Annotated in this window: 18 protein-coding genes; 8 read left to right on the forward strand and 10 right to left on the reverse strand. The window is 66.2% G+C overall.

Features of this window, described 5'->3' with window-relative positions; all coding sequences use genetic code 11:
• From HCX50_RS17745 to HCX50_RS17760, 4 genes are all read right to left on the reverse strand, one after another.
• The coding region (locus HCX50_RS17745) for a metallophosphoesterase (RefSeq protein ID WP_167635242.1) at positions 1-2,462 on the reverse strand (2,462 nt) is incomplete at its 3' end.
• A gap of 38 nt (positions 2,463-2,500) precedes the next feature.
• Positions 2,501-4,402, reverse strand: a complete 1,902-nt coding sequence (locus tag HCX50_RS17750) for a purple acid phosphatase family protein (protein ID WP_167635243.1) — start codon at positions 4,400-4,402, stop codon at positions 2,501-2,503.
• Positions 4,403-4,645: 243 nt separating this feature from the next.
• Positions 4,646-5,566 (reverse strand): sugar kinase, encoded by a 921-nt coding sequence (locus HCX50_RS17755; protein ID WP_167635244.1) that lies wholly within the window; start codon positions 5,564-5,566, stop codon positions 4,646-4,648.
• The gene (locus HCX50_RS17760; protein ID WP_337750105.1) at positions 5,563-6,771 is read right to left on the reverse strand and encodes an MFS transporter; all 1,209 of its coding nucleotides are present in this window, start codon (positions 6,769-6,771) and stop codon (positions 5,563-5,565) included. The genes HCX50_RS17755 and HCX50_RS17760 overlap by 4 nt, the downstream gene beginning before the upstream one ends.
• Positions 6,772-7,161: 390 nt before the next feature.
• On the opposite strand from HCX50_RS17760, the gene nrdH reads away from it, so the two are divergent.
• From nrdH to nrdF, 4 genes are read left to right on the forward strand one after another with little or no spacing between them, the layout of a single operon-like run.
• Positions 7,162-7,395, forward strand: a complete 234-nt coding sequence (gene nrdH, locus HCX50_RS17765) for a glutaredoxin-like protein NrdH (RefSeq protein ID WP_028503264.1) — start codon at positions 7,162-7,164, stop codon at positions 7,393-7,395.
• Between the two features lie 6 nt (positions 7,396-7,401).
• Positions 7,402-7,836, forward strand: a complete 435-nt coding sequence (gene nrdI / locus HCX50_RS17770; protein ID WP_029262703.1) for a class Ib ribonucleoside-diphosphate reductase assembly flavoprotein NrdI — start codon at positions 7,402-7,404, stop codon at positions 7,834-7,836.
• Positions 7,833-9,977 (forward strand): class 1b ribonucleoside-diphosphate reductase subunit alpha, encoded by a 2,145-nt coding sequence (gene nrdE / locus HCX50_RS17775; protein ID WP_167635245.1) that lies wholly within the window; start codon positions 7,833-7,835, stop codon positions 9,975-9,977. The genes nrdI and nrdE overlap by 4 nt, the downstream gene beginning before the upstream one ends.
• Positions 9,978-10,024: 47 nt before the next feature.
• Entirely contained in the window at positions 10,025-11,002 is a 978-nt protein-coding gene (nrdF, locus tag HCX50_RS17780) for a class 1b ribonucleoside-diphosphate reductase subunit beta (protein ID WP_017828866.1), read from the forward strand.
• 16 nt (positions 11,003-11,018) lie between these two features.
• Here nrdF and HCX50_RS17785 read toward each other — a convergent pair whose 3' ends face one another.
• Positions 11,019-12,017, reverse strand: a complete 999-nt coding sequence (locus HCX50_RS17785; RefSeq protein WP_167381549.1) for a hypothetical protein — start codon at positions 12,015-12,017, stop codon at positions 11,019-11,021.
• Between the two features lie 378 nt (positions 12,018-12,395).
• On the opposite strand from HCX50_RS17785, the gene HCX50_RS17790 reads away from it, so the two are divergent.
• Entirely contained in the window at positions 12,396-12,716 is a 321-nt protein-coding gene (locus tag HCX50_RS17790) for a hypothetical protein (protein WP_167635246.1), read from the forward strand.
• 608 nt (positions 12,717-13,324) lie between these two features.
• Here HCX50_RS17790 and HCX50_RS17795 read toward each other — a convergent pair.
• From HCX50_RS17795 to HCX50_RS17815, 5 genes are all read right to left on the reverse strand, one after another.
• Positions 13,325-14,431 (reverse strand): AI-2E family transporter, encoded by a 1,107-nt coding sequence (locus tag HCX50_RS17795; RefSeq protein ID WP_167635247.1) that lies wholly within the window; start codon positions 14,429-14,431, stop codon positions 13,325-13,327.
• Positions 14,424-15,815 (reverse strand): threonine/serine ThrE exporter family protein, encoded by a 1,392-nt coding sequence (locus HCX50_RS17800; protein WP_167635248.1) that lies wholly within the window; start codon positions 15,813-15,815, stop codon positions 14,424-14,426. Before HCX50_RS17800 ends, HCX50_RS17795 begins: the two co-directional genes overlap by 8 nt.
• Positions 15,812-17,407, reverse strand: a complete 1,596-nt coding sequence (locus tag HCX50_RS17805) for a helix-turn-helix transcriptional regulator (RefSeq protein WP_167635249.1) — start codon at positions 17,405-17,407, stop codon at positions 15,812-15,814. The genes HCX50_RS17800 and HCX50_RS17805 overlap by 4 nt, the downstream gene beginning before the upstream one ends.
• A gap of 7 nt (positions 17,408-17,414) precedes the next feature.
• A complete protein-coding gene (locus tag HCX50_RS17810) occupies positions 17,415-18,455 on the reverse strand; it encodes a linear amide C-N hydrolase (RefSeq protein WP_091031220.1) in 1,041 nt (346 codons plus the stop codon).
• 70 nt (positions 18,456-18,525) lie between these two features.
• On the reverse strand, positions 18,526-18,780 hold the full coding sequence (locus HCX50_RS17815; protein WP_029262697.1) for a LapA family protein: 255 nt from the start codon (positions 18,778-18,780) through the stop codon (positions 18,526-18,528).
• A 226-nt stretch (positions 18,781-19,006) separates the two neighbouring features.
• On the opposite strand from HCX50_RS17815, the gene HCX50_RS17820 reads away from it, so the two are divergent.
• The 3 genes from HCX50_RS17820 to HCX50_RS17830 are packed head-to-tail and all read left to right on the forward strand — an operon-like array spanning position 19,007 to position 23,026.
• Positions 19,007-20,260, forward strand: a complete 1,254-nt coding sequence (locus tag HCX50_RS17820) for a metal-dependent hydrolase family protein (protein WP_091031217.1) — start codon at positions 19,007-19,009, stop codon at positions 20,258-20,260.
• A 52-nt stretch (positions 20,261-20,312) separates the two neighbouring features.
• Positions 20,313-21,083 (forward strand): hypothetical protein, encoded by a 771-nt coding sequence (locus tag HCX50_RS17825; RefSeq protein WP_205829366.1) that lies wholly within the window; start codon positions 20,313-20,315, stop codon positions 21,081-21,083.
• Positions 21,080-23,026, forward strand: coding sequence for a YhgE/Pip domain-containing protein (locus HCX50_RS17830; RefSeq protein ID WP_091031215.1), 1,947 nt, complete (start codon positions 21,080-21,082; stop codon positions 23,024-23,026). Before HCX50_RS17825 ends, HCX50_RS17830 begins: the two co-directional genes overlap by 4 nt.
• The last annotated feature ends 61 nt before the right edge of the window (positions 23,027-23,087 follow it).

The raw sequence follows: 23,087 nt of genomic DNA on the forward strand, positions 1-23,087 counted from the left end.
TCGGTGTCGGGGTCGATCTCGAAGATCTTCCGGCTGTTCTGGTCACCCAGGTACAGCAGGTCGCGGGACTCGGAGTAGGCCATGCCCGCGGGCAGGCTCGCCTTCGAACGATCCACCGACGCCAGGTGCCCCGCCGATTCGTAGCTCAGCGTCTCCGGAAGCACCCGTTCGCTGACGGTGACGGCGGCCGAGGTGAGTTCCTCTCCCGGCGGGTTGAGGCGGAAGTCCCGGTTGGAGACGAACACGCGCTGGTGCTCTTCATCGACCGCGATGCCGTAACCGTCCTTGCCGTACTTCGGATCCGCGAAGTCGCCGAGCGCCTTCCCGGTGGTGAGATCGTGCACCGAGAATCCGCCCGCGCCCTTGCCTGTGCCGGTGTAGCCGACGTAGAGCAGACCGTTCGTGGAGTCGATGTCGAGCTGCCGCGGGTTCGCGCGAGTGGCCTTGGACCACAGCTTCTTGAAGCCGTTGTCGGCGTCGAAGGCCTCGACGTTCACGACATTCGTGAGGTCGTGGAACTTGGTGCTGACGACGGTGCCGGTGGTGGGGTCGGCGGCGACGTAGTAGGCGTCTGCGGTGCCGTTGATGACTCCGAGGGAGGCTCCGGTCTCGGCGTCGAGGACTTCGATGCCGCGGGAGGGGACGGCGACGTAGACGTGTCCGAGTTTCGGGTCGACGTCGATCGAGCGGTTGGACTCGATGGTGGGGAAGGGGCCTCGGACGACTTGTCCGAAGGTGTCGGGGGCGATGGACACGACGAGCCAGTTGCGGTTCTGTTGTCCGACGTAGAGGAGGTTCTTCTCGTCGTCGATGCCGATGTCGCGGATGTTTTCCGGCAGTGTCATCTCGCCCAGGACCTTGTCGGTGTCGGGGTCGATCTCGAAGATCTTCCGGCTGTTCTGGTCACCCAGGTACAGCAGGTCGCGGGACTCGGAGTAGGCCATGCCCGCGGGCAGGCTCGCCTTCGAACGATCCACCGACGCCAGGTTCCCGGTGACCTCGTAGTCGACCTCGCCGGTCGGCACATCAGGCGTGACCTCACCGGGGTCGGGGTTGCCGCCGCAGCCGAGGCACGGTTGCACGGGTCCGGTCGGGATCTCCTGCGGGTCCACGCCGTCGGTGACGAGCTTGCCCTTCTCGTCCTTCTTGATGGTCACACCGTCGAAGAACTCGCCGTCGGCCGTGCGCGACTCGTAGCGCAGCGTACCCTCGGTGACATCGACGAGCTGATAGAACTGCTTGCCGCCGTCGAGGCGACGCAGGTGCGCACCGTTCTCCTTCCACAGGCGCGGGCCGTATTCGTACAGCTTCACGCTCGCGCTCGAGCCGACGTACACCGGTCCGGTCGCGCTCTTCTTCGGGTCGGCGCCGGCCGGAAGGTTCTCCTCCGCGGCGAGGGTGTTGCCCCGGCCGTAGGCGTGGTCGTGGCCCTGGAGCACCAGGTCGACGTTGTACTTCTCCAGGAGCGGACCCCAGACCGTGCGGATGCCCAGGTTGTTGCGGCCCTCGTCGAGGGAGTACACGGGGTGGTGGAACAGCACGACGGTCCACTCGTTCGCGTTGTCGGCGAGCACCCCTTCGAGCCACTCGGCTTGGACGCGCAGGCCCTCCTCGGACGAGATGTTGCTGTTGAGGGAGATGAAGCGCACCCCCTCACGGTCGGTGTAATACACCGTGCCGGCGAGCTCGTCGTAGATGCCGCCCTCGCCGCTCGGACCGTTGTCCGGGTAGGGGAGCTGTGCGCGCCAGGTGCGCGACAGGCCGCCGTCGTACTCGTGGTTGCCGGGCGTCGTGATGAGGTTCTGCGTGCCCAGTGAGTAGGAGAAGGCGTCGAACAGCTCACCCCACTCCTGGTCCGAGTTCGCGTCGTTCACGAGGTCGCCGATCTGCACCACCGCATCCGCGTTCGGCCGGTCGCGGAAGGCATTGCGCAGCACGCGCGAGCCGTCGCTGAGGATGCCGTTCTGGATGTCGCCGAGGAAGATGAACGAGGTCGTCTTGTCGGTCGCGCTGGCCGTGGCGAAGTCCTGCCACTCCGAGAAGTTCGTCCCGTCACCCACGCGGTACATGTACTCGACACCGGGCTGCAGGCCCGTGATGGTGGCGGTGTGCATGTTCTGGGTGTAGCCGATGTCGGTGGTGACCTCGGTGTGGGCGGCTTCCGCCTCGAGCACGCCGCCCGGGTAGGGGGCGGGCGTCATTGTGCGGTACTGCACCAGTCCGCGCTCGGTGCTCGCCGAAGTGCGCCAGGTCACACTCTGCTGCGTGGTGGCGTCGGCGGCGGGAGTGAGGACGATCCGGTCGGGGATCGCGGAAGGCTCCCAGCGGGAGGGGGTGTCCTCCGCGGCCTGCGCACTGGGCGCTGGGGCGGCCAGGACGCCGCCCGACAGGAGCACGGCTCCGGCGAGGGCGCAGGCGACGAGCCGCCACGGGGTGCGGCGCCGCGTGAAGGGGGTGGTCATCGAGATCAATGCCTTTCGGGAAGAGAGGAAGGGGCCGGTCACGCGGCGGAGCGGGAACGGGCGCGGAGGATCACGACGGCACCGGCCGCGGTGATGAGGATGCCGAACAGGGCGAGGCCGCCGCCGGCCCACCCGGTCGCGGCGAGGGAGCCGCCGCCGTCCGTGGGCTGGGTGACGATGATCGCGATGCGTCCGGTGGCGTCGGAGCCGAGACCCGTCACGACGATCTCGTGCTCGCCGGGGGCGGTGTCGGCGGGGATGCGGACGGTCGCCGCCAGTGCGCCGTTCGCGTCGCTCGAGGCGACGGACAGCTGCACGGGTGTCGAGTGCAGCTCGATCGAGGCGCGTTCGCCGGGCTCGAGGCCCTTCGCCTGCAGCTGGATCTCGTCGCCGGGAGCCACCTGCGCGGTGGAGAGGGTGATCGAGACGCCATCCGGATCCACGGGATCCACGGGGTCAACCGGGTCGACGGGGTCGACGGGATCGACCGGGTCGACGGGATCGACCGGGTCGATGGCGCCCGGCAGGCCGTCACGCGTCGAGCCGGGGCCGGCCGCCCACGCCGTGTCGTCGCTCACGAGCTTGCTGCCGTCCTTCGCCATCTCGATCGTGAAGGAGTCGAACAGGGCGCCGTCGACGGTGCGGGCCTCGACGTGGAACTCGTCGTCGGTGACGTCGACCGTCTGGAACAGCTGCACGTCGCGTCCGACGACGCGGAGGTTCGCGTCGTTGGCGGTCCAGTTGTTGGCATCCTCCGGGTCCGGGATGTACATCTTCGGTCCGGCGACGGAGACGAGGTACACCGGTCCGGTGTGGCTCTTCGCCGGGTCGGCGCCCGCGGGCAGGTCCTTCTCATTGGCGATCAGGTTGCCGCGACCGTAGGCGTGGTCGTGGCCCTGGACGACGAGGTCGACGCCGTACTTCTCGAACATCGGCATCCACGCCTCGCGCAGCACCGCGTTGTCGCGGCCGGACGTGACCGAGAAGACCGGGTGATGGAAGGCCACGACGGTCCAGGTGTTCGGGTTCTCGGCGAGCTGGCCCTCGAGCCATTCGGTCTGCGCCGACAGGCTCGCGGGGTCGAACGCCTGGGTGCTGTTGAGCGTGATGAAGCGCACGCCCTGGTAGTCGACCGAGTAGACGGTCTCGCCCAGGTCAGCGCCCTCGGGGCCGTTGGCCGGGTACTCGAACTGCGCGTCCCAGTGCTTCGAGAGCTCCGGTCCCGGGTAGTACTCGTGGTTGCCGGTGGCGGCGATCACGTTGAGGTACTGGTTCGAGAAGGCGGCGGCCTCGTGCCACTCTCCCCATTCGGCATCCGAGGTCTCGGTGTCGATCAGGTCGCCGGCGTGCACGACCGTGCGCGCGTACGGGCGGGCCTCGAACGCGGCGCGGAGGGCGCGCGAGGTGAACGCCTTGTTGTCGTTCTGCGCGTCTCCTTGCACGAGGAAGCTGAAGTTGCCGGGCTTGTCATCCGCCGTGGTGAACTCGAGCCACTCGCTCCAGGTCGTGCCGTCGCCGACGCGGTAGAGGTACGTCGTCGCGGCCTTCAGCTGATCGACGGTGGCCGAGTGGTGGGCGATTTCGTAGCCGAAGTTCGATTCGAATCCGGTGGTGGTGGCGGTGATCGTGCGCGCTGCGGCCACGTCGACGGGCGTCGCGGTGAGAGGGGCGAGCTGCATCTGCGGCGACGTGACGTCCGAGGACGTGCGCCAGCTGACGCTCTGGCTCGTCTCGGGCGTCGCGGTCGGTGTGAGGATCACGCGATCCGGCACGGCCGACGGGACGAACACCGTCGCGGGGGCGACGGCAGGCGGGTTGAGGCCTCCCGCGGCGACGGCGACGCCGCCTCCGAGGAACGTGAGGCCGACAGCGGCGGCGAGGCCGCCCGCGGTGAAAGCGGCACTGCGCCGCAGGGTCAGGGATCGTGGCAAGCGCGCCATCGCAGGCAGCACCTTTCGTCGGGATTCGAGAGGGGTGATGGCGCGCTGCAACAGGGTGGAGGAGGCGCCATTCGCGAAGCTACTAGCGCGGGGCGCAGCGAAACGGCGGTTCCTGCCACCCGTCATCCGTCGTTCATCGAAAGGCGACGAGCGTTCATCGAGCGGTCGCTTGACGCCGCTCGGCGATCTCTGAACGAGCGTTCAGTGAAAGGGGAGAGTCTTCCCCAGAAGCGATCCCGAGTGTCAGTCGAGCGGCGGCAGGGCCGGCAGGTCCGCCGCGATCAGCAGCACTCTTTCGGCGGCGGCGTGGCCCGCGGAGAGGCGCGCGGCGAGGTCGGCGCCGTCGAGGGTCGCCGCCAGGAAGCCGGAGGCGAAAGCATCGCCCGCGCCGACCGGCTCGACCACGTCGACCACCGGAGCGGGGACGAACACCGGCTCGGCGTCGCCGTCGTATGCGGTCGCGCCGATGTCGCCGTCCTTGACGACGAGCAGTGCGCAGTTCGGCAGGAAGGCCCTGATCTCCGCCGCCGTCGCGGTGCCCCAGATGCGTTCGGCCTCGTCGCGTCCGACGAAGGTGATGTCGGCGGCGTCCGCCAGGCGGGCGAGGGTCTCGGCCGCGTCCTCCCGGCTCCACAGCGGGCGGCGGTCGTTCACGTCGAAGGAGACCAGCGCGCCGGCCGTGCGCGCGTCGGCGAAGAGCCGGTCCACCATCTCGCGGCAGGATGCGGAGAGCGCGGGCGTGATCCCGGTGGTGTGCACGATGCGTACGCCATCGAGCCGCTCCGACGTCAGGAACCCCGCCTGCATGTGAGAGGCCGCGGAGCCCCGGCGGTAGTAGTAGACGGAGGAGGACTCGACGCCCGGATCCTTGAACATCACGCCGGTCGGGGTGGTGTCGTCGCGCTCGACCCACAGTTCCACGCCGCGGCGCTCGAGCTCCGACGCGATGCGGTCGCCGAGCGGATCGGCGCCGAGGCGGGATGCCCAGGCCACGCGGTGCTCGGTCGCGGCGACCCCGGCCGAGACGTTCGACTCCGCCCCGGCGATGCCGATCGTCGCGTGACCGGCTGTCGCGAGTTCGGCGTCGGTCGGTGTGATCAGCGCCATGGTCTCGCCGACGCAGACGATCTCGGGTGCAGAGACGGGGGAGGAGGTGGAGCTCATGAGGGGGTGACCGCCAGGGGTTCGGTGTCGGGATACGGGCGCGCGTCGCGATGACGCAGGTCGGGGAAGGAACGGACGAAGACGATGGAGACGAGCAGGCCGACAGCGGCGAAGATCGTGGCGGCCAGGTAGGCGCCTCGCCAGTCGCTGGCATCGACGAGGAAGCCGGCGACGGCGGATCCGGCCGCCGCGCCGATCAGCTGCCCGGTGCCCGCCCAGCCGAAGGCTTCAGCGGTCTCGCTGAACTTCACGCTGGCCGAGGTGATGGCGAAGAGCACGGCGAGGGCGGGGGCGATGCCGATGCCGGCGAGGATCAGGGTGCCGCCCAGCCAGAACACGTTGAGCATGACCATCGTCAGGCCGAGGCCGATCGTCACGATCAGCAGGCGGCGGGCCATGGCCCACGGCCCGATCGGGATGTGGCCGAACGCCAGACCGCCCGCCAGGCTTCCCGCCGAGAACACGGCGAGCACGAGTCCGGCGGCGAGGCTGCCGTGCTCGAAGGTCGCGACGACGCCCACCTCCACCGCGGAGCAGGCGCCGATCAGCAGGAAGCCGATCACCGTCGCCAGCAGCACGGGAGGTTTGAGGACGACCTTGCCCAGCGCATTGCGGCTGCGCGGGATGCGCACCCGGCCGACTTCGGGGGAGAGGATGAACCAGGCGCCGCCGCCGACGAGGATGATCGCCACCAGCAGCAGGCCCTCCGCCGTGCCGATCCGGGTGGAGACCAGGGTGATGACGACCGGCGCCAGCACCCAGATGATCTCCTGCAGCGAGGCGTCGAGGGAGAACAGCGGCGTGAGGTTCGAGGAGTTCACGAGCTTCGGGTAGATCGTGCGCACGGCGGCCTGCACGGGCGGGGTCGAGAGACCCGCGACCATCCCGAGCAGCATGTAGCCCGGCACGCCGAGCGGAAGCAGAGCGAGTCCGAGCACGGTGACGACGCACACCGACAGGGTGAGGGTGATCACGCGTCGCATGCCCCAGACGCCCATCCACCGACTCGTGATGGGGCCGGCGACCGCCTGCCCCACGCTGGTCGCGGCGAGGACGAGGCCGGCGGATCCGTACGACCCGGTCTGCTGCTCGACGTGCAGCAGGATCGCGAGGGACATCATCCCGTTGGGGAAGCGCGCGGTCAGCTGAGCCGCGATCATGCGCGCCACTCCGGGCGTGCGAAGAAGGTCCCGATATCCCGCCACCAGACAACGGTACCGGGCCTCGAGCGCGGTCGTGGAAGAGGCCGTGCGGCGACACGCCCACGACACGCCGAAAGCCCGATTCCACAGGAAACGAAATGTCTGAGGGGCGGCGTAGCGTGCCCCCTGTGGATGGATCGTTCACAGGGGCTTCCCAGCCGCGATTTCTCGCGGTTCGTGAGCCTCGCCAAGGGGCCTCAGCCTGTGGAAGAAACGGTGGAGAACCTGTGTTGTATCTGTAGAGAACGGTGGATAACTACACGGATGTAACTACTACCCCTTGTGGTCGCCCCCAATGTCGGTCCCCATATGTAGTATTGAAGTCCCGGCAGGGGGTCTACCGGGAAACAGCCTGATGAGAAGCAGGCCAGAGATTTGAGGGGTTACGAAAAGATGTCGATCACGGTCTACACAAAGCCTTCCTGCGTTCAGTGCAACGCCACCTACCGTGCGCTCGATGCCAAGGGCATCGAGTACGAGATCCTCGACCTTTCCGAGGACCCGACGGCGCTCGAGCAGGTCAAGGCGCTGGGCTACCTGCAGGCACCCGTCGTCGTCACCGACGAGGGTCACTGGTCGGGCTTCCGTCCCGACAAGATCGACGAGCTCGCCTCCCGTCTGGCGTGACGCCCCATGAGCGCCGTCGCGACCGCTGCGCCGCTCCTGATCTACTTCTCGAGCGTCTCGGGTAACACCGCGCGGTTCATCGAGAAACTCGGGCTCCCGTCCCGACGCATCCCCCTCCACCGGCACGAAGAAGATCTCGTCATCGACGAGCCCTTCGTGCTGGTCACCCCCACCTATGGCGGGGGTGCGGGGCGCGGCGTCGAGAAGGGCGCCGTCCCCAAACAGGTGATCCGGTTTCTCAACGACGAGCGCAACCGGCGCCACATCCGCGGAGTGATCTCCGCGGGCAACACCAACTTCGGCGATGCGTTCTGCCTCGCCGGTGACATCATCAGCCGCAAGTGCCACGTGCCGCACTTGTATCGGCTCGAGATCTTCGGCACACAAGACGATGTGGATCGCGTGAGCGACGGATTGGAACGACGGTGGCAGCTTCAGTGACCGAGACAGTGGCATTCAAGGCGAACCCCTCCTACGAGGGTCTCGACTATCACGCCCTCAACGCGATGCTCAACCTGTACGACGCGAACGGGAAGATCCAGTTCGACGCCGACAAGCGCGCCGCGCGGGAGTACTTCCTGCAGCACGTGAACCAGAACACGGTGTTCTTCCACTCGCTCAAGGAGCGTCTGGACTACCTCGTGGAGAAGGAGTACTACGAGGGTGCCGTCATCGAGCAGTACTCGATGGAGTTCATCCAGAAGCTCAACGACCTCGCCTACGGCAAGAAGTTCCGCTTCGAGACGTTCCTCGGCGCGTTCAAGTACTACACGAGCTACACGCTGAAGACCTTCGACGGCAAGCGTTACCTCGAGCGCTTCGAGGACCGCGTCGTCATGACCGCCCTCGGCCTCGCCGACGGTGACGAGAAGCTCGCCGTCGCCCTCGTCGAGGAGATCATCTCCGGTCGCTTCCAGCCGGCCACCCCGACCTTCCTCAACGCCGGCAAGGCGCAGCGCGGCGAGCTCGTCAGCTGCTTCCTGCTGCGCATCGAAGACAACATGGAGTCGATCGCCCGCGGCATCAACTCCGCGCTGCAGCTCTCCAAGCGCGGCGGCGGCGTGGCACTCCTTCTCTCGAACATCCGCGAGTCGGGTGCGCCGATCAAGCAGATCGAGAACCAGTCCTCGGGCATCATCCCCGTGATGAAGCTGCTCGAAGACAGCTTCAGCTACGCCAACCAGCTCGGTGCCCGTCAGGGTGCCGGTGCGGTGTACCTCAACGCGCACCACCCCGACATCATGCGCTTCCTCGACACCAAGCGTGAGAACGCCGACGAGAAGATCCGCATCAAGACGCTGTCGCTGGGCGTCGTGGTTCCCGACATCACGTTCGAGCTCGCCAAGAACGACGAGGACATGTACCTGTTCTCGCCGTACGACGTCGAGAAGGTCTACGGTGTGCCGTTCGGCGACATCTCGGTCACCGAGAAGTACCGCGAGATGGTCGATGACCCGCGCATCAAGAAGACGAAGATCAACGCGCGTGAGTTCTTCCAGACGGTCGCCGAGATCCAGTTCGAGTCCGGCTACCCGTACGTCATGTTCGAAGACACGGTGAACAAGGCCAACCCGATCAAGGGTCGGATCAACATGTCCAACCTCTGCAGTGAGATCCTGCAGGTGAACACGCCGACGACGTACAACGACGACCTGTCGTACGACAACATCGGCAAGGACATCTCCTGCAACCTCGGTTCGATGAACATCGCGCTGTCGATGGATGCCGATGACCTCGGTCAGACGGTCGAGACCGCCATCCGCGCCCTCACCGCGGTCAGCGACCAGAGCCACATCGGCTCGGTGCGCTCGATCGAAGACGGCAACGACCGCTCGCACGCGATCGGCCTCGGCCAGATGAACCTGCACGGATACCTCGCCCGCGAGCACGTGTACTACGGCTCCGAAGAGGGCATCGACTTCACGAACATCTACTTCTACACGGTGCTGTTCCACGCCCTGCGTGCGTCGAACAACCTCGCCATCGAGCGCGGTACCACGTTCGACGGGTTCGAGGACTCGACCTACGCGTCGGGTACGTTCTTCGACAAGTACATCGAGCAGGCGTGGGTCCCCGCGACCGAGAAGGTCAAGGAGCTCTTCGCCGGCAAGCACATCCCGACGCAGGACGACTGGGCCGAGCTGAAGGCGTCGATCCAGAAGCACGGCATCTACAACCAGAACCTGCAGGCCGTCCCGCCGACCGGCTCGATCTCTTACATCAACAACTCCACGTCGTCGATCCACCCGATCGCGTCGAAGATCGAGATCCGCAAGGAAGGCAAGCTCGGTCGCGTCTACTACCCGGCGGCGTTCATGACGAACGACAACCTGGAGTACTACCAGGACGCATACGAGATCGGCTACGAGAAGGTCATCGACACGTACGCCGCTGCCACGCAGCACGTCGACCAGGGCCTGTCGCTGACGCTGTTCTTCAAGGACACCGCCACCACGCGTGACATCAACAAGGCGCAGATCTACGCATGGCGCAAGGGCATCAAGACGATCTACTACATTCGCTTGCGTCAGCTGGCGCTCGAGGGCACCGACATGGCCGAGTGCGTCTCGTGCATGCTCTGACCTGTTGACCCGCTGCTGACCGCTGAACCCGAGAAACGACGAAGAAAATGACTCCTGAAAGACTCAAGCTGGTCTCCAGCGTGCAGGCGATCAACTGGAACCGCATCCAGGACGACAAGGACCTCGAGGTCTGGAACCGTCTGGTGAACAACTTCTGGCTGCCGGAGAAGGTGCCGCTGTCGAACGACGTGCAGTCGTGGAACACGCTCACCCCCGACGAGCAGCTGCTCACCATGCGGGTGTTCACCGGTCTGACCCTGCTCGACACGATCCAGGGCACCGTGGGTGCGGTGTCGCTGATCCCTGACGCGATCACGCCTCACGAAGAGGCCGTGTACACGAACATCGCGTTCATGGAGTCGGTGCACGCGAAGAGCTACTCCTCGATCTTCTCGACGCTCGCGTCGACGAAGGAGATCGACGAGGCGTTCCGCTGGTCGACGGAGAATCCGAACCTTCAGAAGAAGGCTCAGATCATCATGGACTACTACCAGGGAGACGACCCGCTCAAGCGCAAGGTGGCCTCCACCCTGCTGGAGTCGTTCCTCTTCTACTCGGGGTTCTATCTGCCGATCTACTGGTCGTCGAAGGCGAAGCTGACGAACACGGCCGACCTGATCCGCCTCATCATCCGTGACGAGGCCGTGCACGGCTACTACATCGGCTACAAGTTCCAGAAGGGTCTCGAGAACGAGACCCAAGAGCGCCGCGATGAGCTCAAGGACTACACGTTCTCGCTCATGTACGAGCTCTACGACAACGAGGTGCAGTACACGCAGGACCTCTACGACGGCGTCGGTCTGACCGAAGACGTCAAGAAGTTCCTGCACTACAACGCCAACAAGGCCCTCATGAACCTGGGCTACGAGGCGATGTTCCCCTCCAGCGTCACGAACGTGAACCCGGCCATCCTGTCGGCGCTCTCGCCGAACGCCGACGAGAACCACGACTTCTTCTCGGGGTCGGGCTCGTCGTACGTCATCGGCAAGGCCGAGGCCACGGAAGACGACGACTGGGACTTCTGACCCGTCCGAGATGAGCTCAGGCGCGCCCGTCGGCCAGGCGGGCGCGCCGCTCCTCCTCGCGCTTCGAGTACGTGGCGGCGCGGATCGCATCGTCGGATTCCAGGCCTGTGCCCAAGGCCCCGCCGAGAGTCGCCGCCGATGCGACGAACCAGGTGAGCACGAACAGGTCGCCGACGCCGACTGTTCGGCCGAGGGCTTCGCTCATCACCGTCGTGTCGAGCACGAACAGCGCCCAGGCCAGGTTCACGACGTACAGCGCCAGGTAGCAGATGATGATGCCGATGGTCAGGGTCAGCAGCGTCGAGGTGTTGTAGAGGCGCGATCTCTCCCGCGCTTGAGGTGAGTCATCGTCGGGGCGGTCCCAGAGCCTGCCGTCGATCACGATCCAGGCGATGATGATCGCGATGGAAGCCAAGGTCGCCGCCGCCAGGCGCCAGCCCGACAGTGAGATGGCGAGCGACCACACCGTCGGTTCGATCGTCGCCACCGCGCCGGTCGCCAGGGCCGCGACCAGGGCGGACTTGAGCCCGGCGGCGAGCAGCCACGGGCGGTTGGCCAGCACCATGCCCAGAAGCACGCGCCCACGGGCGCTGAGCCGGGGGAGAGGCAGACGCTTCTCCTCGGGTGAGGCGGGTTCGGCCATCCCGTTGACGAGCCCTTGCACCGCATGTCGGGCGCGGGCCTGCACCCGGAAGCCGCCCAGAGCGGGCAGCGACAGCACCGCGCACAGGCGTCGAGGATCGATCGCCGCCAGCAGATAGCGCCCGTCATCATCGCGAAGCGGAAGCTCGGTGACGCCGATGACGATATCCCACCGGTTCTGGTCGGCGTGCGCACGAAGCCGTTCCAGGGCGACGTCGACGTCTTCGGAGCCGAGGGTGAACGGCTCGCTGACGAGTTCGACGATCCAGCCGTCGGCGTCAGCCGCGAGCGGTGGCGTGAGGTCGGTCATCCGGCGCGCGACGGCGGTGGGCGAAGCCGGATCGGCCACGAGGCCCACGCGGATCGGCTCCATCTCCGCAACCTACACCTCCCACACGTCGCCCGCACTGGCATCTGCGAGTTCTGCGCTGCCTACTTCTGGTTCGCCGCGTGGTACGCGAGCAGGGCCCTGATCGAGGCGTCTGCCCAACGATGGCCGACGCATCTCCGTCGATGGCGGGAGCGATCTGCATCGCGCCGAGCTGATGCCCCAGATCGTGCCCTGGGTGACGGTGATGTGCTCGTGCAGGGCGATCAGCTGGTCGAGCACCTGCCTTTCTGTTGTAAGCGGCAGCGCCCGCTAGGATAACGGTGCGTCGCTCGCGATGGTTTGCGGAACCCGGTGCGCCAGCCGCATGAACTGCGCCGTCGCCGGGGAGATCGCTCCGTTCCGTCGCGTGATGAAGGCGTAATGCTCCACGAAATCGTGAAGCTCGGTGCCGTTTTCGTCGAGATGCACGCCGGCCTCGACGAGCAGGCCGAGAAAGGCTGCGCGTTCGAGAACCGCCTGCGCGTCGGGAAGGCGTCTGGCGACCCGTTCTCTGTGGCAAGCGGCGTCAACGCTGCGAGCGTCGGCGCGGTACGTGAGTCAGGTGTACTGATCGCTGTGGCCGGGAGTGCGATCTACAGCGCGGATGACGTTGGGGTTGCGGCTGCTCGACTGCGCGCCGGAATCGACGGCAGCTCCACGAGCGACCAGGGCGCTGAAGTGCCGCAATCCGCGAATGCTTGACGAGCGGCATCACGGGCTCGTGTCCAAGGGCTCCCGCGCAACGTTCGCGCGGGTCGAGCTTCAATAGCGAGAAGCTCTGAAAGTCTCCGTTTGCAACCCTGGGATTCCGTCGATCAAGTAGTTGAGCAACGGCCAGGCCTCGCGACGACTTTCAGTTAGACGTAGGTTCTCTGGGTGTTGCTCAGACGCCATGCTCTGTGGTGTACGAGCCGCGGGATCCTACGATGTCGCGGCTCTCCTTGCGGTTGGCCGTCGCAATGACGACGCTGGCCCGCGCCTCGCAGCGCAGCCAGACGTCGACCGGAGCAGCATCGAGCGGAGACCGAGGCGAGGAGTCGCTTCGACGCCGCCGGCGAGTGCGTCGTGACGTAGATCGGCCCGATTTATCTCGGCGCAGTTCGCAAGAATCTCGGTGTGATGTGAACCTCGCAAGAGCAGTCGTGCCATATCGATGACACTGTGCCAACAACGCTGACGATCACAGAAACGCGGGTGTCAGCGTAGGATTCGCTGACACCCGCGAAGCCCCCGCCCGGCGGTCATATCGACCACCGTGCGGGGGCTTTCTCGTTCGAGGCCGCCAGCTGCGCCGTTCATCATGGGCGTGGCTACGGGGATACTGTCCTCGAATCCTGTCTCGGTATGAGGACCTGCTTCACGATGAGGAGGATCGAGGCGGTCACCGGAATCGCGATCAGAGCGCCCAGGAGTCCGAGCAGGGTGCCGCCCACGAGCGCCCCGATGACCACGAGTGCCCCGGGCACGGCGATCGCCCGATTCATCACCTTCGGCGTCAGGACGTAGGCCTCGAGCTGCATGTAGATGAGGTACGCCACGGCGAAGATCAGCGCTGGAAGCCATCCGGAGAAGAGTGCGAGCGCGGTCGCGACAGCCCAGTAGAGCACGGATCCCACCAGCGGGATGAGGGTTATGACGAATGCGACGACCGCCATCAGCAGCGCGAAGGGAAGGTTCAGGACGAGGTGCAGGACGAGCGCGACAACACTGTTGAAGAACGCCAACACGACCATTCCCATGAGGTAGCTGCCCACGGAATCCGTGATCTGACTTGTCATCGAGTCGACGCCGGACCGGTTGTATGCGGGGAAGAGACGGTTGAATCCCGCCTTGATCGCCGGCAGGGAGGCCAGAAAGTACAAGCTCAGCACGAGCACGATGACCACGCCGGAGGCCGTCGAGACGATCGACACTCCGACCTGCAGCACCCCCTGGCCTATCGCCGCGATGTGGGAGGGCTGCGTGAGAAAAGCCGTGACGTCGTGCACGAGGGTGGTCGCTTCGCTCCCCAACGCATCGTGGAGCCAGCCGTAGAAGCTTGATGCTTCGAAACTCTTGATCAGCTTCGGTCCGTCGGCGATCACCTGAGCGACTTGGCGCACCGCGGTCGGCACGATCAAGAGCAGAGCGCCGACCACCGCCGCAGCGAAGACCGCATACACGAGCAGGATTCCCCCCGCGCGCCGTACCCCGCGGGTCTCGAGCTTGCGCACCACGGGGTCGAGTCCGAGGGCGGCGAAAAGAGCGAATGCCACGTAGATCAGCACTGTGGAGAGGTGCGTGAACGCCACACCGGTGCCGAAAGCGAGAAGTCCGCCCAACGTCAAGATGTACCCCGACGAGAAGGGACGATTGAGCGATGTCAGGGTCTCGCGAAGCCGGCGCGGATTCTCGTCGACGGCAGGATGATCAGTCATGGTGCATTCGCTCTCCGTCGCTCGGCTTCGTCGGTCGGTTTGTGCCACCCCGTCCGCGCGCTTGCCTCCACCCTCGAGACATCGCCGCGACGTCACGGCTCAGGCCTGCTCCCAGCAGCATCCCGATCGCGATGGCAGTGAGGGAGCCGAAGGTCCGCATGATGGTGTCGGTGGCGCCGGAGGCGCCCGATGCCGCCTCGCTGAGACCGATGAACCCCATCGCGCCGGGTACCAGGAGCCAGTACGCACAGGTGAGCATGACCGCGGTCGAGGGGGATGCGGAGAGGCGGCCGGCGAGCATCACGGCGGGGATGACGATCAGGGCGCCGATGAGCCCGGACAATTCGGCGCCGACCAGCCTGTCGCCCAGCAGCTGTCCCGAATAGGCCACGACGAGCGCATAGAGGATCCACACGAGTGATCGTCGCGGCGCTGCGGAGTACAGGTAGTAGCCGAGTGCGACCAGGACGATCCCCGCCCAGGGCGCCCATGCGCCGAGCTGCATCGGTGCGGTGGTGGGAGCCGGAGGCTCCCCGGCGATGGAGATACCCGCGTACACACCGAAAGTGAGAAGGCCGAGCCGGGCGATACCGGAGACCAAACGGCTCGCCCCCGCCATCATCTGCCCGGAGGTGAGCTCGACGGCGGCGATCGTGAGTGTGAGCCCGGGGAGGAACGAGACCAGCGACGGCGCCACGAGCCGGAGCACGTCGTCGTGCACGAAGGGACGAACGAGCAGCGATATGAGGAGTGTCACGGAGAAGGCGGTGAGCACCGGCAGGATGAGGGACAGCGTGGCGACGCGATTGCCGATCAGAACGATCGACCCCACGACCACCCCGAGCAGCACATAGACCGGAAGAGCGGTCACGGTGGGATTGAGCACCAGGCCGAACCCGACCGTGAGCAGGGTGTACCCGAAGACGGTGAGCACCGGTCCGAACCGTGCGGATTCCGATCGGATCTCGCCGAGTCGGGCGACGACGTCTTGCGGTGGCGTCGTACTCCTCGAGGCCTCACGCACGAGTCGCTCGACGGCGTCGACCTGGTCGAGGCGCAGCGGAGCGCTACCCACGGCGAAGAGGGAAGTGGCGGATGACGAGTTGCGCGGATCCTCGACCATCACGATCGTCGGGAGGACGAACACGCGGAGATCTGCGCGGTCGTATTGCTGCGCGAGACGGTTGAGTGTCTCCTCCACGTCATTCGTCGCCTGCGACGAAGCCAGCAGCGAGGCGCCGAGCATACCGAGCATCCCGATCACGTCGGCACCGGGCTCGGCATCATTCCCGATCACAGCACGCGGGCGCAGGGCCTGGAGAGCGCCCCGCGCCCGCCCGATGATCCCTGGACTCTGATTCGCCTCGCGGTCGAGCGGTGTCATGATCGGGGCGAAACTTCGGCGGCGAGCAGATGCAGTCGGGATGCGATGCTGACGGCGTCGTCGCGCGTCGAACACCCGAGCTTGCGGTAAAGCGACCTCAACTGCGACTTGATCGTGTTCGGTGAGACGTGCAACGACGCGGCGAGGGCGGCGGTCGTGGCATGCAGCGGGAGAGCTTGGAGAACCCGGAGTTCACTCGCGGTGAGGGTGGGCGGACGTGGGCGGTCGGTGGCGGCCAGCCCCCCGGTCGCGGCCGCGAAGGAGGTTGCTTCCTCCGGGGAGAGGCGTTCCTGCACCCGGGTGATCAGCTGGAGGGGAATCTGCGAGACGAGTCGCCGCCGCCCTGGCCTCGAAGCGATTCGCGCGACCTGCGCAGCCGTCTCCGAGGCGACCGCATCGGTGAGCGCGCACTCCAACCACGCAGACAGGAGGATCGACTCTGCGCGTGCACCCGGCCCCAACGATCGGGCGGTGGACATCTGACGCAGTCCCGAAGCGGCGACATCCAGGCGCGACTCGAGAAGTGCGTGGCGGATGATCGCCATGCGCGTGAGCGGTCCCGAGCGAGCGGTCTCCTCGGCGATTCGTCTGGCCGCGGTCGTGTCTCCGGTAGACCAGAGTGCGTCGATCGACACGGAGTTGATGACGTCGGTCGCGAACGAGCCGTGCTGATCCGGATGCGCGTCGCGTGCGAGAGCAACGGCCTCGATCGCGTCGTCGGGATGCTGCAGCACGAGCAGTCGCCGTGATCGCGCGAGTAGCGCGAAGGGCCAGGTCAGCTCGATGCTGTCATAGGTCTCGAGCCGGCTGAGGAGCTCGTCCGCGTCCGGGGCCATGCTGTCGACGGCGAGGAGGGCGCGCGCGCATCGCTCCGTCATCGTCGTCGCCGTCAGATGGGCACGGGTGGGCTCAGGCAACGCGGTGAGCTCGTTCAGCGAACTCTCGGCATCGTCGAGCGATCCGCGAACGGCGTGGGTGAGTGCGGTGCGCCCGAGCGCCATCCGTTCCGCATCGGTCTGCTGCGACAATCTCCCGAGGTCCCGGGCGGTGGCGAATTCCAGCAGCGCGGCCGCGGATTCTCCGGCTGCGAGCAGGGTCGACCCGATCTGCTGGTGATAGAACCAGAGCGGTCCGTCGGGGCGCTCGCGGGATTCGACACGGACCTGCAGGATGCGGTCCTGCAGGCGGCGAGCGTAGATCATCGCGGCCGCCACGTCTCCGCTCAAGCGGAAGGCCACCATCTGCACGAGTGTGAAGATGTCGAGCTCGTCCGCGCTCATGCTCCGCGCGTCGTCCGGATAGATGAGGGGTTTGAACGGGCGGTTGGTCCGCGCCAGCACGGGCGTCATGCGGTGCACGATGCGCAGCACCGGGTACCGCTCGAGGAGAGGCGTCGGAAGCGACTCGACGGCGGACACGAGCTCATCGGCGTGCACGCTGTACAACGGCCAGATGTTCATCATGGCCGCGTGAGCCACCGCTTCGCCGCTCTTCGAGAGCACGGCGCTCCGCAGCGCCTCGATCGCCCGCGTGCTGTCCGTCAGGTTCATCGTCTCAGCGCGCGCCGAGGCGCTGCGCGCGTTCTGTGGCATCGGAGACTCAGCTCGGACGGGACGAAGCCACCGCACCGTGTCCGGCGGCGAGACGACGGAGATCGGTGAGCGACAGGAAATGCAGATCACCGCGCTCCTCGAACTTCGTCGAGACGTTGCCCGCCAGGCCTCCTTCGATCGCGAGACCGCTGCCCAGATCGAGGACCAGCGGGGGACTGCCCTCGGCGAAGTCGACATCAGCGAGGTCGACCCACACGATGTTCGGGCGCGTCGTCGATTCGAACACATAGCGGAGGCGGGTGAGATCCGCGACGACCTGCCAGATGGTCTGCGATGCATCCGGTCTGCCTTCGTCCGGCAAGCGGAAGGGCTGGGCGGCGTTGCGGATCACGCTGAACATCGACGCGATGGCCTCGAGCTGGGTCTTCGGCTGCGGCAGACGACGGACGTAGTGGGCGGCACGGGCGAAACGGTCGGGGGCGAGCGTCGTCCCAGGCAGGGGGTTCTCGCCCCCGAACCCGTCGATCTGTGAAAGCAGCGCGAGCTGCTCGTCATACTTCGGCGAGTTCGTCATCACCCGAAACTCCGCCCCGTGGTGGACCTCGACGTCGCCGTCGATGTACTCGATGATCGCGGAATCGCCGGATGCGTCGTCCAGGGCCAGATGAATCGTGGGGACCTCGCCCGTGACGGGGTCCGCGAGCTGGATCACCTGCACGCGGTTCGAGGTGATCCACCCCACGGCTTCTGCCACCGTGGCGAAATTGTCGAGGAAATACTGCAGCCAGACGGCCTGACTCAGCGCTGGTCGTGATGGATCGAGCTCCCCGTAGGAGGACTCGGCGAGCCAGAGCACGTGCCCGGCGAGCCCCGCTTCGTTCACCCCGTCGACCGTGATCATGTCGAAGGCCGTGGCGACGATGCTGCCGTACCGGGCCTGCCAGGTGAGAGCGCCGTCGACTCCGTCGTCGCGGCGCGACCCTCTCGGCAGCTTCCATAGATTGGTGCCCAGATCGCGGTGGTAGTCCATGTTTCGTCCGACGATCACCGCTCCGCCGGCGTCGGGCCAGACCACTCTTGTGCACATGTCGGTGTCTTTCTCTCGGGTTCGTCGGGATCGGCAAGATTGCGCTTCTATGCCGGAGCGGAAATGAAGGTCATCCACGCTTCCGCGGTCGGAACCAGGGGAACAGGGAACCGATGACCACGCCGGCAGCCAGAACCGCGAGAAACCAGCCCCAGGCGGGCATCGTGAACTCCAGGAACAGGAATCTCAGCGTCGCGGGGGCCACATTCGAGAACACGAAGGAGAGCGCGGCGATGGCGATGATGATGGCGATGATCGCCTTCGCGCCGTTCGCTTTCGCCTTCTGTTCCGTACCGCTGCCTGTCGTGCTTTCCTTCTCGGGCATACGTTTCCTCCTCCTGCTCCGCGCGCTCGCGGGCCGCTCCACGGAGGAGACTACTCACCTTTCGTGCCGCTCCACGAGAGGATGAGAGCCGGGTGAAGGGCAGGGGGCGGAGAGGGTCATCACCCGAATGACGGGTCGGGGGAAATCTCTCGTCGGCAGGCATCCACGGCGCGGCCCGCGGCATAGTCTCGCCGCCATGGCCCCAGGGACGCACGCACCTCAGAGAATGATCATTCGCAACGCCCGCGTCTTCGACGGCGTGAACGCGAAGACACAGGACAACGTCGATGTCCTGATCGAAGGTCCCTTCGTCGTGGCCGTATCCTCGGCTCCCGTCGCTGGCGACGCCTCCGACGGCGTCATCGAGATCGACGCGAAAGGGCGCTTCCTGATGCCGGGCCTGAGCGATGCCCACGTGCACCTCATGGGTAACGCCAACAGCATGATGGAGTTCCTCCAGGGGCCGACAGGCGCGCTGTACGGGAACACGATCGCCGAGGCGAAGCGGATGCTGCTGCGCGGGTTCACGACGGTGCGGGATATGGGTGGTGACACCGCTCCGGTGAAGTCGCTCATCGATCGCGGTGTATTCGAGGGGCCGCGCATCTTCCCCAGCCAGGCGATGATCTCGCAGACATCGGGACACGCTGACTTCTCGTTCGTCTACGACGTTCCGGAGGAGTTCGGCGGTGCGCCGAGCCGGACCGAGGACATCCACTTCACCCGCGTCGCCGACGGAGTACCGCGCGTGTTGGCGGCTGTCCGGGAGCAGCTCAAGATGGGGGCGAGCCAGATCAAACTCACCCTCGGCGGTGGCGCTGCGTCGATGTACGACCCGCTGAACACTCTGCAGTACACGCCGGATGAGATCCGAGCCGCCGTGCAGGCAGCGACCGACTACGGCACCTACGTCGCCACCCACGTCTACACGCCCGCCGGAATCACGCGCGCTCTCGATGCCGGCGTCACATCGATCGAACACGGACACCTCGCGGACGAGGCGACGATCGCGCTGATCGCCGAGAAGGGCGCCTGGCTCTCGATGCAGCCCTTCGCCGAGGACGACCACCACTACCCCGACCCGGTGCGTGCCGCCAAGAACACCGAGATCTGCCACGGCACCGATGAGGTCTACGGCTGGGCGAAGCAATACGGCGTGAAGACCGCATGGGGGACCGATCTGCTGCTCGAGCCGCAGTCGGCGGCCCGCCAGAGCGTCATGGCCGCGCGCCTCGGTGACTTCTACAGCAATGTGGACGCCCTCACGATGCTCACCTCCAGCAACGCGTCGCTGTTCGAGCTCGCGGGGGAGCGCAACAGTTACCGAGGTGCGAAGCTCGGCGTCATCGCGGAAGGATCCTGGGCGGACCTGATCCTGGTCAACGGAGACCCGATCGAAGACCTCTCGCTCATCGCCGACCCTGACACGAACTTCGCGCTCATCGTCAAGGGCGGCCAGGTCATCAAGAACGAGGCCTGAGGCCATGTCGGCTCCGATCGGCAATCTCAGGGCGAATCGAAGGGGAAGAGCGATGACAGCTCCGACGGATCAGGGTGAGACCGATGAGGGTCTCGGCACACGCAGTGGGCACAGCGAGACGTTCGGCGAGGTGCTGATCACCGCGACCGGCATCGGTGTCGACGCCTCTTGGGGGCACATCTACGGACCTGTCGATCTCACGGTCCGAGCCGGCGGCGTCACGGTGCTCGTCGGCGCAGGAGGCCGCGGCCGTCAGGCGCTCCTGCTGACGTTGAGCGGGCGGATGAAGCCGACCACCGGACGACTCGAAGCCTTCGGACGCATCGACAAGCCGCATCATCTCTTCGGTCAGGCGGCGATCGCCAACGTCGACGAGGTCGACGGCATCCCGCAGACGATCCGCGTGCACGACATCGTGACCGAACAGGTGCGGTGGGCCGCCAAGTGGTACCAGTGGGTGCCGCAGTCGACCGACGAGGATCTCGAACGCATCTGCCGCCCGGTATTCGGTGACTATTCGCTGCCGACGATGGACGCGATGGTCGAGGAGCTGCCGGAGTTCACGGCAGCCCTCTTCCGCATCGCCGTGGCCAACATCCGAAAGCCCCCGCTACTGGTCGTCGGTGGCGTCGACACCCTCGCCAGCGTCGAGGGCTCCCGGCGTCTCCGTGAGCGCCTCATCGCTCTCGGAGCCGAGCAGACCGTCATCATGGCCGACGTCAACGGCGTCGAGAAGCAGGACGGCATCACCGATGTGATCGAGGTCCACAACCTCACCGACCACGAATTCGCGGTCCTGGAACGAGAGGTCACCGGCCGATGATCGCCGCATTCTCACCCGGTAGCGATTTCAAGCGCTACTACCGCGGGCGCATGCCGCGTCTCGCCGTCGCCGTCATCATCCTGATGCCACTCCTGTACGGCGCGCTGTACCTCTGGGCGTTCTGGAACCCGTTCGGCAACGTGAACCACCTGCCCGTCGCCATCGTCAACCTTGACGAGGGGGCCGACGCGATGGGCGAGCCGCTCGATGCGGGTACCCAGGTCGTGAAGGGGATCGTCGATTCCGGACAGCTCGAGACGCACGTCGTAGATGAGGCCGAGGGCACCGCAGGTCTCGAGCACGGACGATATGCGTTCACGATCACGATCCCTGCGGACTTCAGCGAGGCGATCGCATCGGCGGCGACGGGGGACCCCCGCCAGGCCGACCTGATCTTCACCTACAACGACGCCAACAACTACCTGTCGACGGTGATCGGTCAGGATGCTGCCGCTGAGGTCATCAACGACGTCACCGCGCAGGTGGGGGAGCAGGTCTTCCTCGCCGTCGCGACCGGGATCAAGGGGGAGCTGCCCACGATCCGTCAGGCCGCAGCGGGTATCGAGACGCTCAACTCGGGGGTCGACGAACTCAGCGCAGGGGCCGATCAACTCGCCACGGGGCTGGTGACAGCCAAGTCGGGCGCGGGGACGCTCTCCGCAGCCCTCGACGAACTCGTGGCCAACGTGGACGGTGCCGTCGGGCAGGTCGAGCGAGCCGTCAACGCCAACGGTCTCACGACGGGCGAACTGCAGCAGTTCGCCTCGTCCATTCGCACCAGCACCGACAGCCTCGACGGCGCTCTGGCGGGTATCGCCGAGGCGAACGCGCGGGCGCGGGCAGATCTGCAGGCGGTGATCGACGACGTGCGTGCCTCCGGCGACGATGAGCTGGCTGAGCGGCTGGAGGGCGTGCAGCGATCGATCGAGCAGAGCGGTGTCGGGCAGGAGGTGTCGATCGCGTTCGACCGTCTCCGCAGCGACGTCGACACCCTCGCCGGCGAGTTCGACAACCCGAGCAGTCGCGTGAATGTGATCCTGCGGGCCGTGGAGTCCGGCGGCATCAACAACACCCTGAACCAGGTCACGGGGAAGGCCGACGAACTGCGATCGGGCGCGGACCAGCTCGCGAGCGGCCTGGTCCAGCTCAGCGACGGTGCGAACGAGATCTCCGCGAACATGCCTGCGCTCGTGGCCGGCACCGCGGAACTGGCCAGCGGCGTCGAATCGGGAATGAAGCTGATCCCCAACTGGAACAGCGATCAGCAGTCCAGCTTCATCAAGACGCTGGCCGATCCCGTCGTGATGAAGCAGGTCACGAACAACGAGGCGAAGACCTTCGCCTACGGATTCGCACCGTTCTTCTTCGGGCTCGCGCTGTTCGTCGGCGGCATCATCGCGTGGATGCTCTTCACACCGCTGCAGGCGCGTCCGCTGGCGCAGGGGCTCGGATCCTTCCGAACCGTGCTCGCCTCCTATGCACCCACGCTGGCGGTCGGCTTCCTGCAGGCGACGATCCTGTACCTGGTCGTGCGGTTCGGACTGGGAATGGAGTACGCCAACCCCTGGGGCACGTTCGGGTTCATGCTGCTCATGGTCGCGATGTTCATGGCCATGATCCAGATGTTCAACGCCGTCCTCGGGCCGGCTGTGGGCCGCGTGCTCACGCTCGCCTTCCTCATGGTGCAGCTCACCTCCGCCGGAGGTGTGTACCCGGTCGCGGTGACGACCCTGCCGTTCCAGTACATCCATTGGATCGATCCGATGACGGCCACCGTCACCGGGCTGAGGTTCATGATCCTGGGAGGCGCGGATTACCGGCTGTGGGTTGCGATCGGCACGATCGCCCTTCTCACAGTGGTGTTCCTCGCGATCTCGACGTTGGCCGCCCGGCGCAACAGGCAGTACAACATGGACCGCCTCTACCCACCGGTCGAGGTATAGGAGGAGAGTCACCCTCACCACATGTCCTGACACCTCATCCCACTTCACCCGTCCGATCTCT

The organism is Microbacterium sp. B19(2022), from assembly GCF_012030385.1.
GTDB classification, from domain to species: domain Bacteria; phylum Actinomycetota; class Actinomycetes; order Actinomycetales; family Microbacteriaceae; genus Microbacterium; species Microbacterium oxydans_B.

Coding starts and splice junctions, on each gene's coding strand:
- nrdH (WP_028503264.1), top strand. CDS start 7,162: ATGTCGATCACGGTCTACACAAAGCCTTCCTGCGTTCAGTGCAACGCC.
- HCX50_RS17750 (WP_167635243.1), bottom strand. CDS start 4,402: ATGGCGCGCTTGCCACGATCCCTGACCCTGCGGCGCAGTGCCGCTTTC.
- HCX50_RS17820 (WP_091031217.1), top strand. CDS start 19,007: ATGATCATTCGCAACGCCCGCGTCTTCGACGGCGTGAACGCGAAGACA.
- HCX50_RS17810 (WP_091031220.1), bottom strand. CDS start 18,455: ATGTGCACAAGAGTGGTCTGGCCCGACGCCGGCGGAGCGGTGATCGTC.
- nrdF (WP_017828866.1), top strand. CDS start 10,025: ATGACTCCTGAAAGACTCAAGCTGGTCTCCAGCGTGCAGGCGATCAAC.
- HCX50_RS17785 (WP_167381549.1), bottom strand. CDS start 12,017: ATGGAGCCGATCCGCGTGGGCCTCGTGGCCGATCCGGCTTCGCCCACC.
- HCX50_RS17790 (WP_167635246.1), top strand. CDS start 12,396: ATGCTCCACGAAATCGTGAAGCTCGGTGCCGTTTTCGTCGAGATGCAC.
- HCX50_RS17825 (WP_205829366.1), top strand. CDS start 20,313: ATGACAGCTCCGACGGATCAGGGTGAGACCGATGAGGGTCTCGGCACA.
- HCX50_RS17815 (WP_029262697.1), bottom strand. CDS start 18,780: ATGCCCGAGAAGGAAAGCACGACAGGCAGCGGTACGGAACAGAAGGCG.
- HCX50_RS17795 (WP_167635247.1), bottom strand. CDS start 14,431: ATGACTGATCATCCTGCCGTCGACGAGAATCCGCGCCGGCTTCGCGAG.
- HCX50_RS17830 (WP_091031215.1), top strand. CDS start 21,080: ATGATCGCCGCATTCTCACCCGGTAGCGATTTCAAGCGCTACTACCGC.
- HCX50_RS17805 (WP_167635249.1), bottom strand. CDS start 17,407: ATGCCACAGAACGCGCGCAGCGCCTCGGCGCGCGCTGAGACGATGAAC.
- nrdI (WP_029262703.1), top strand. CDS start 7,402: ATGAGCGCCGTCGCGACCGCTGCGCCGCTCCTGATCTACTTCTCGAGC.
- HCX50_RS17800 (WP_167635248.1), bottom strand. CDS start 15,815: ATGACACCGCTCGACCGCGAGGCGAATCAGAGTCCAGGGATCATCGGG.
- HCX50_RS17755 (WP_167635244.1), bottom strand. CDS start 5,566: ATGAGCTCCACCTCCTCCCCCGTCTCTGCACCCGAGATCGTCTGCGTC.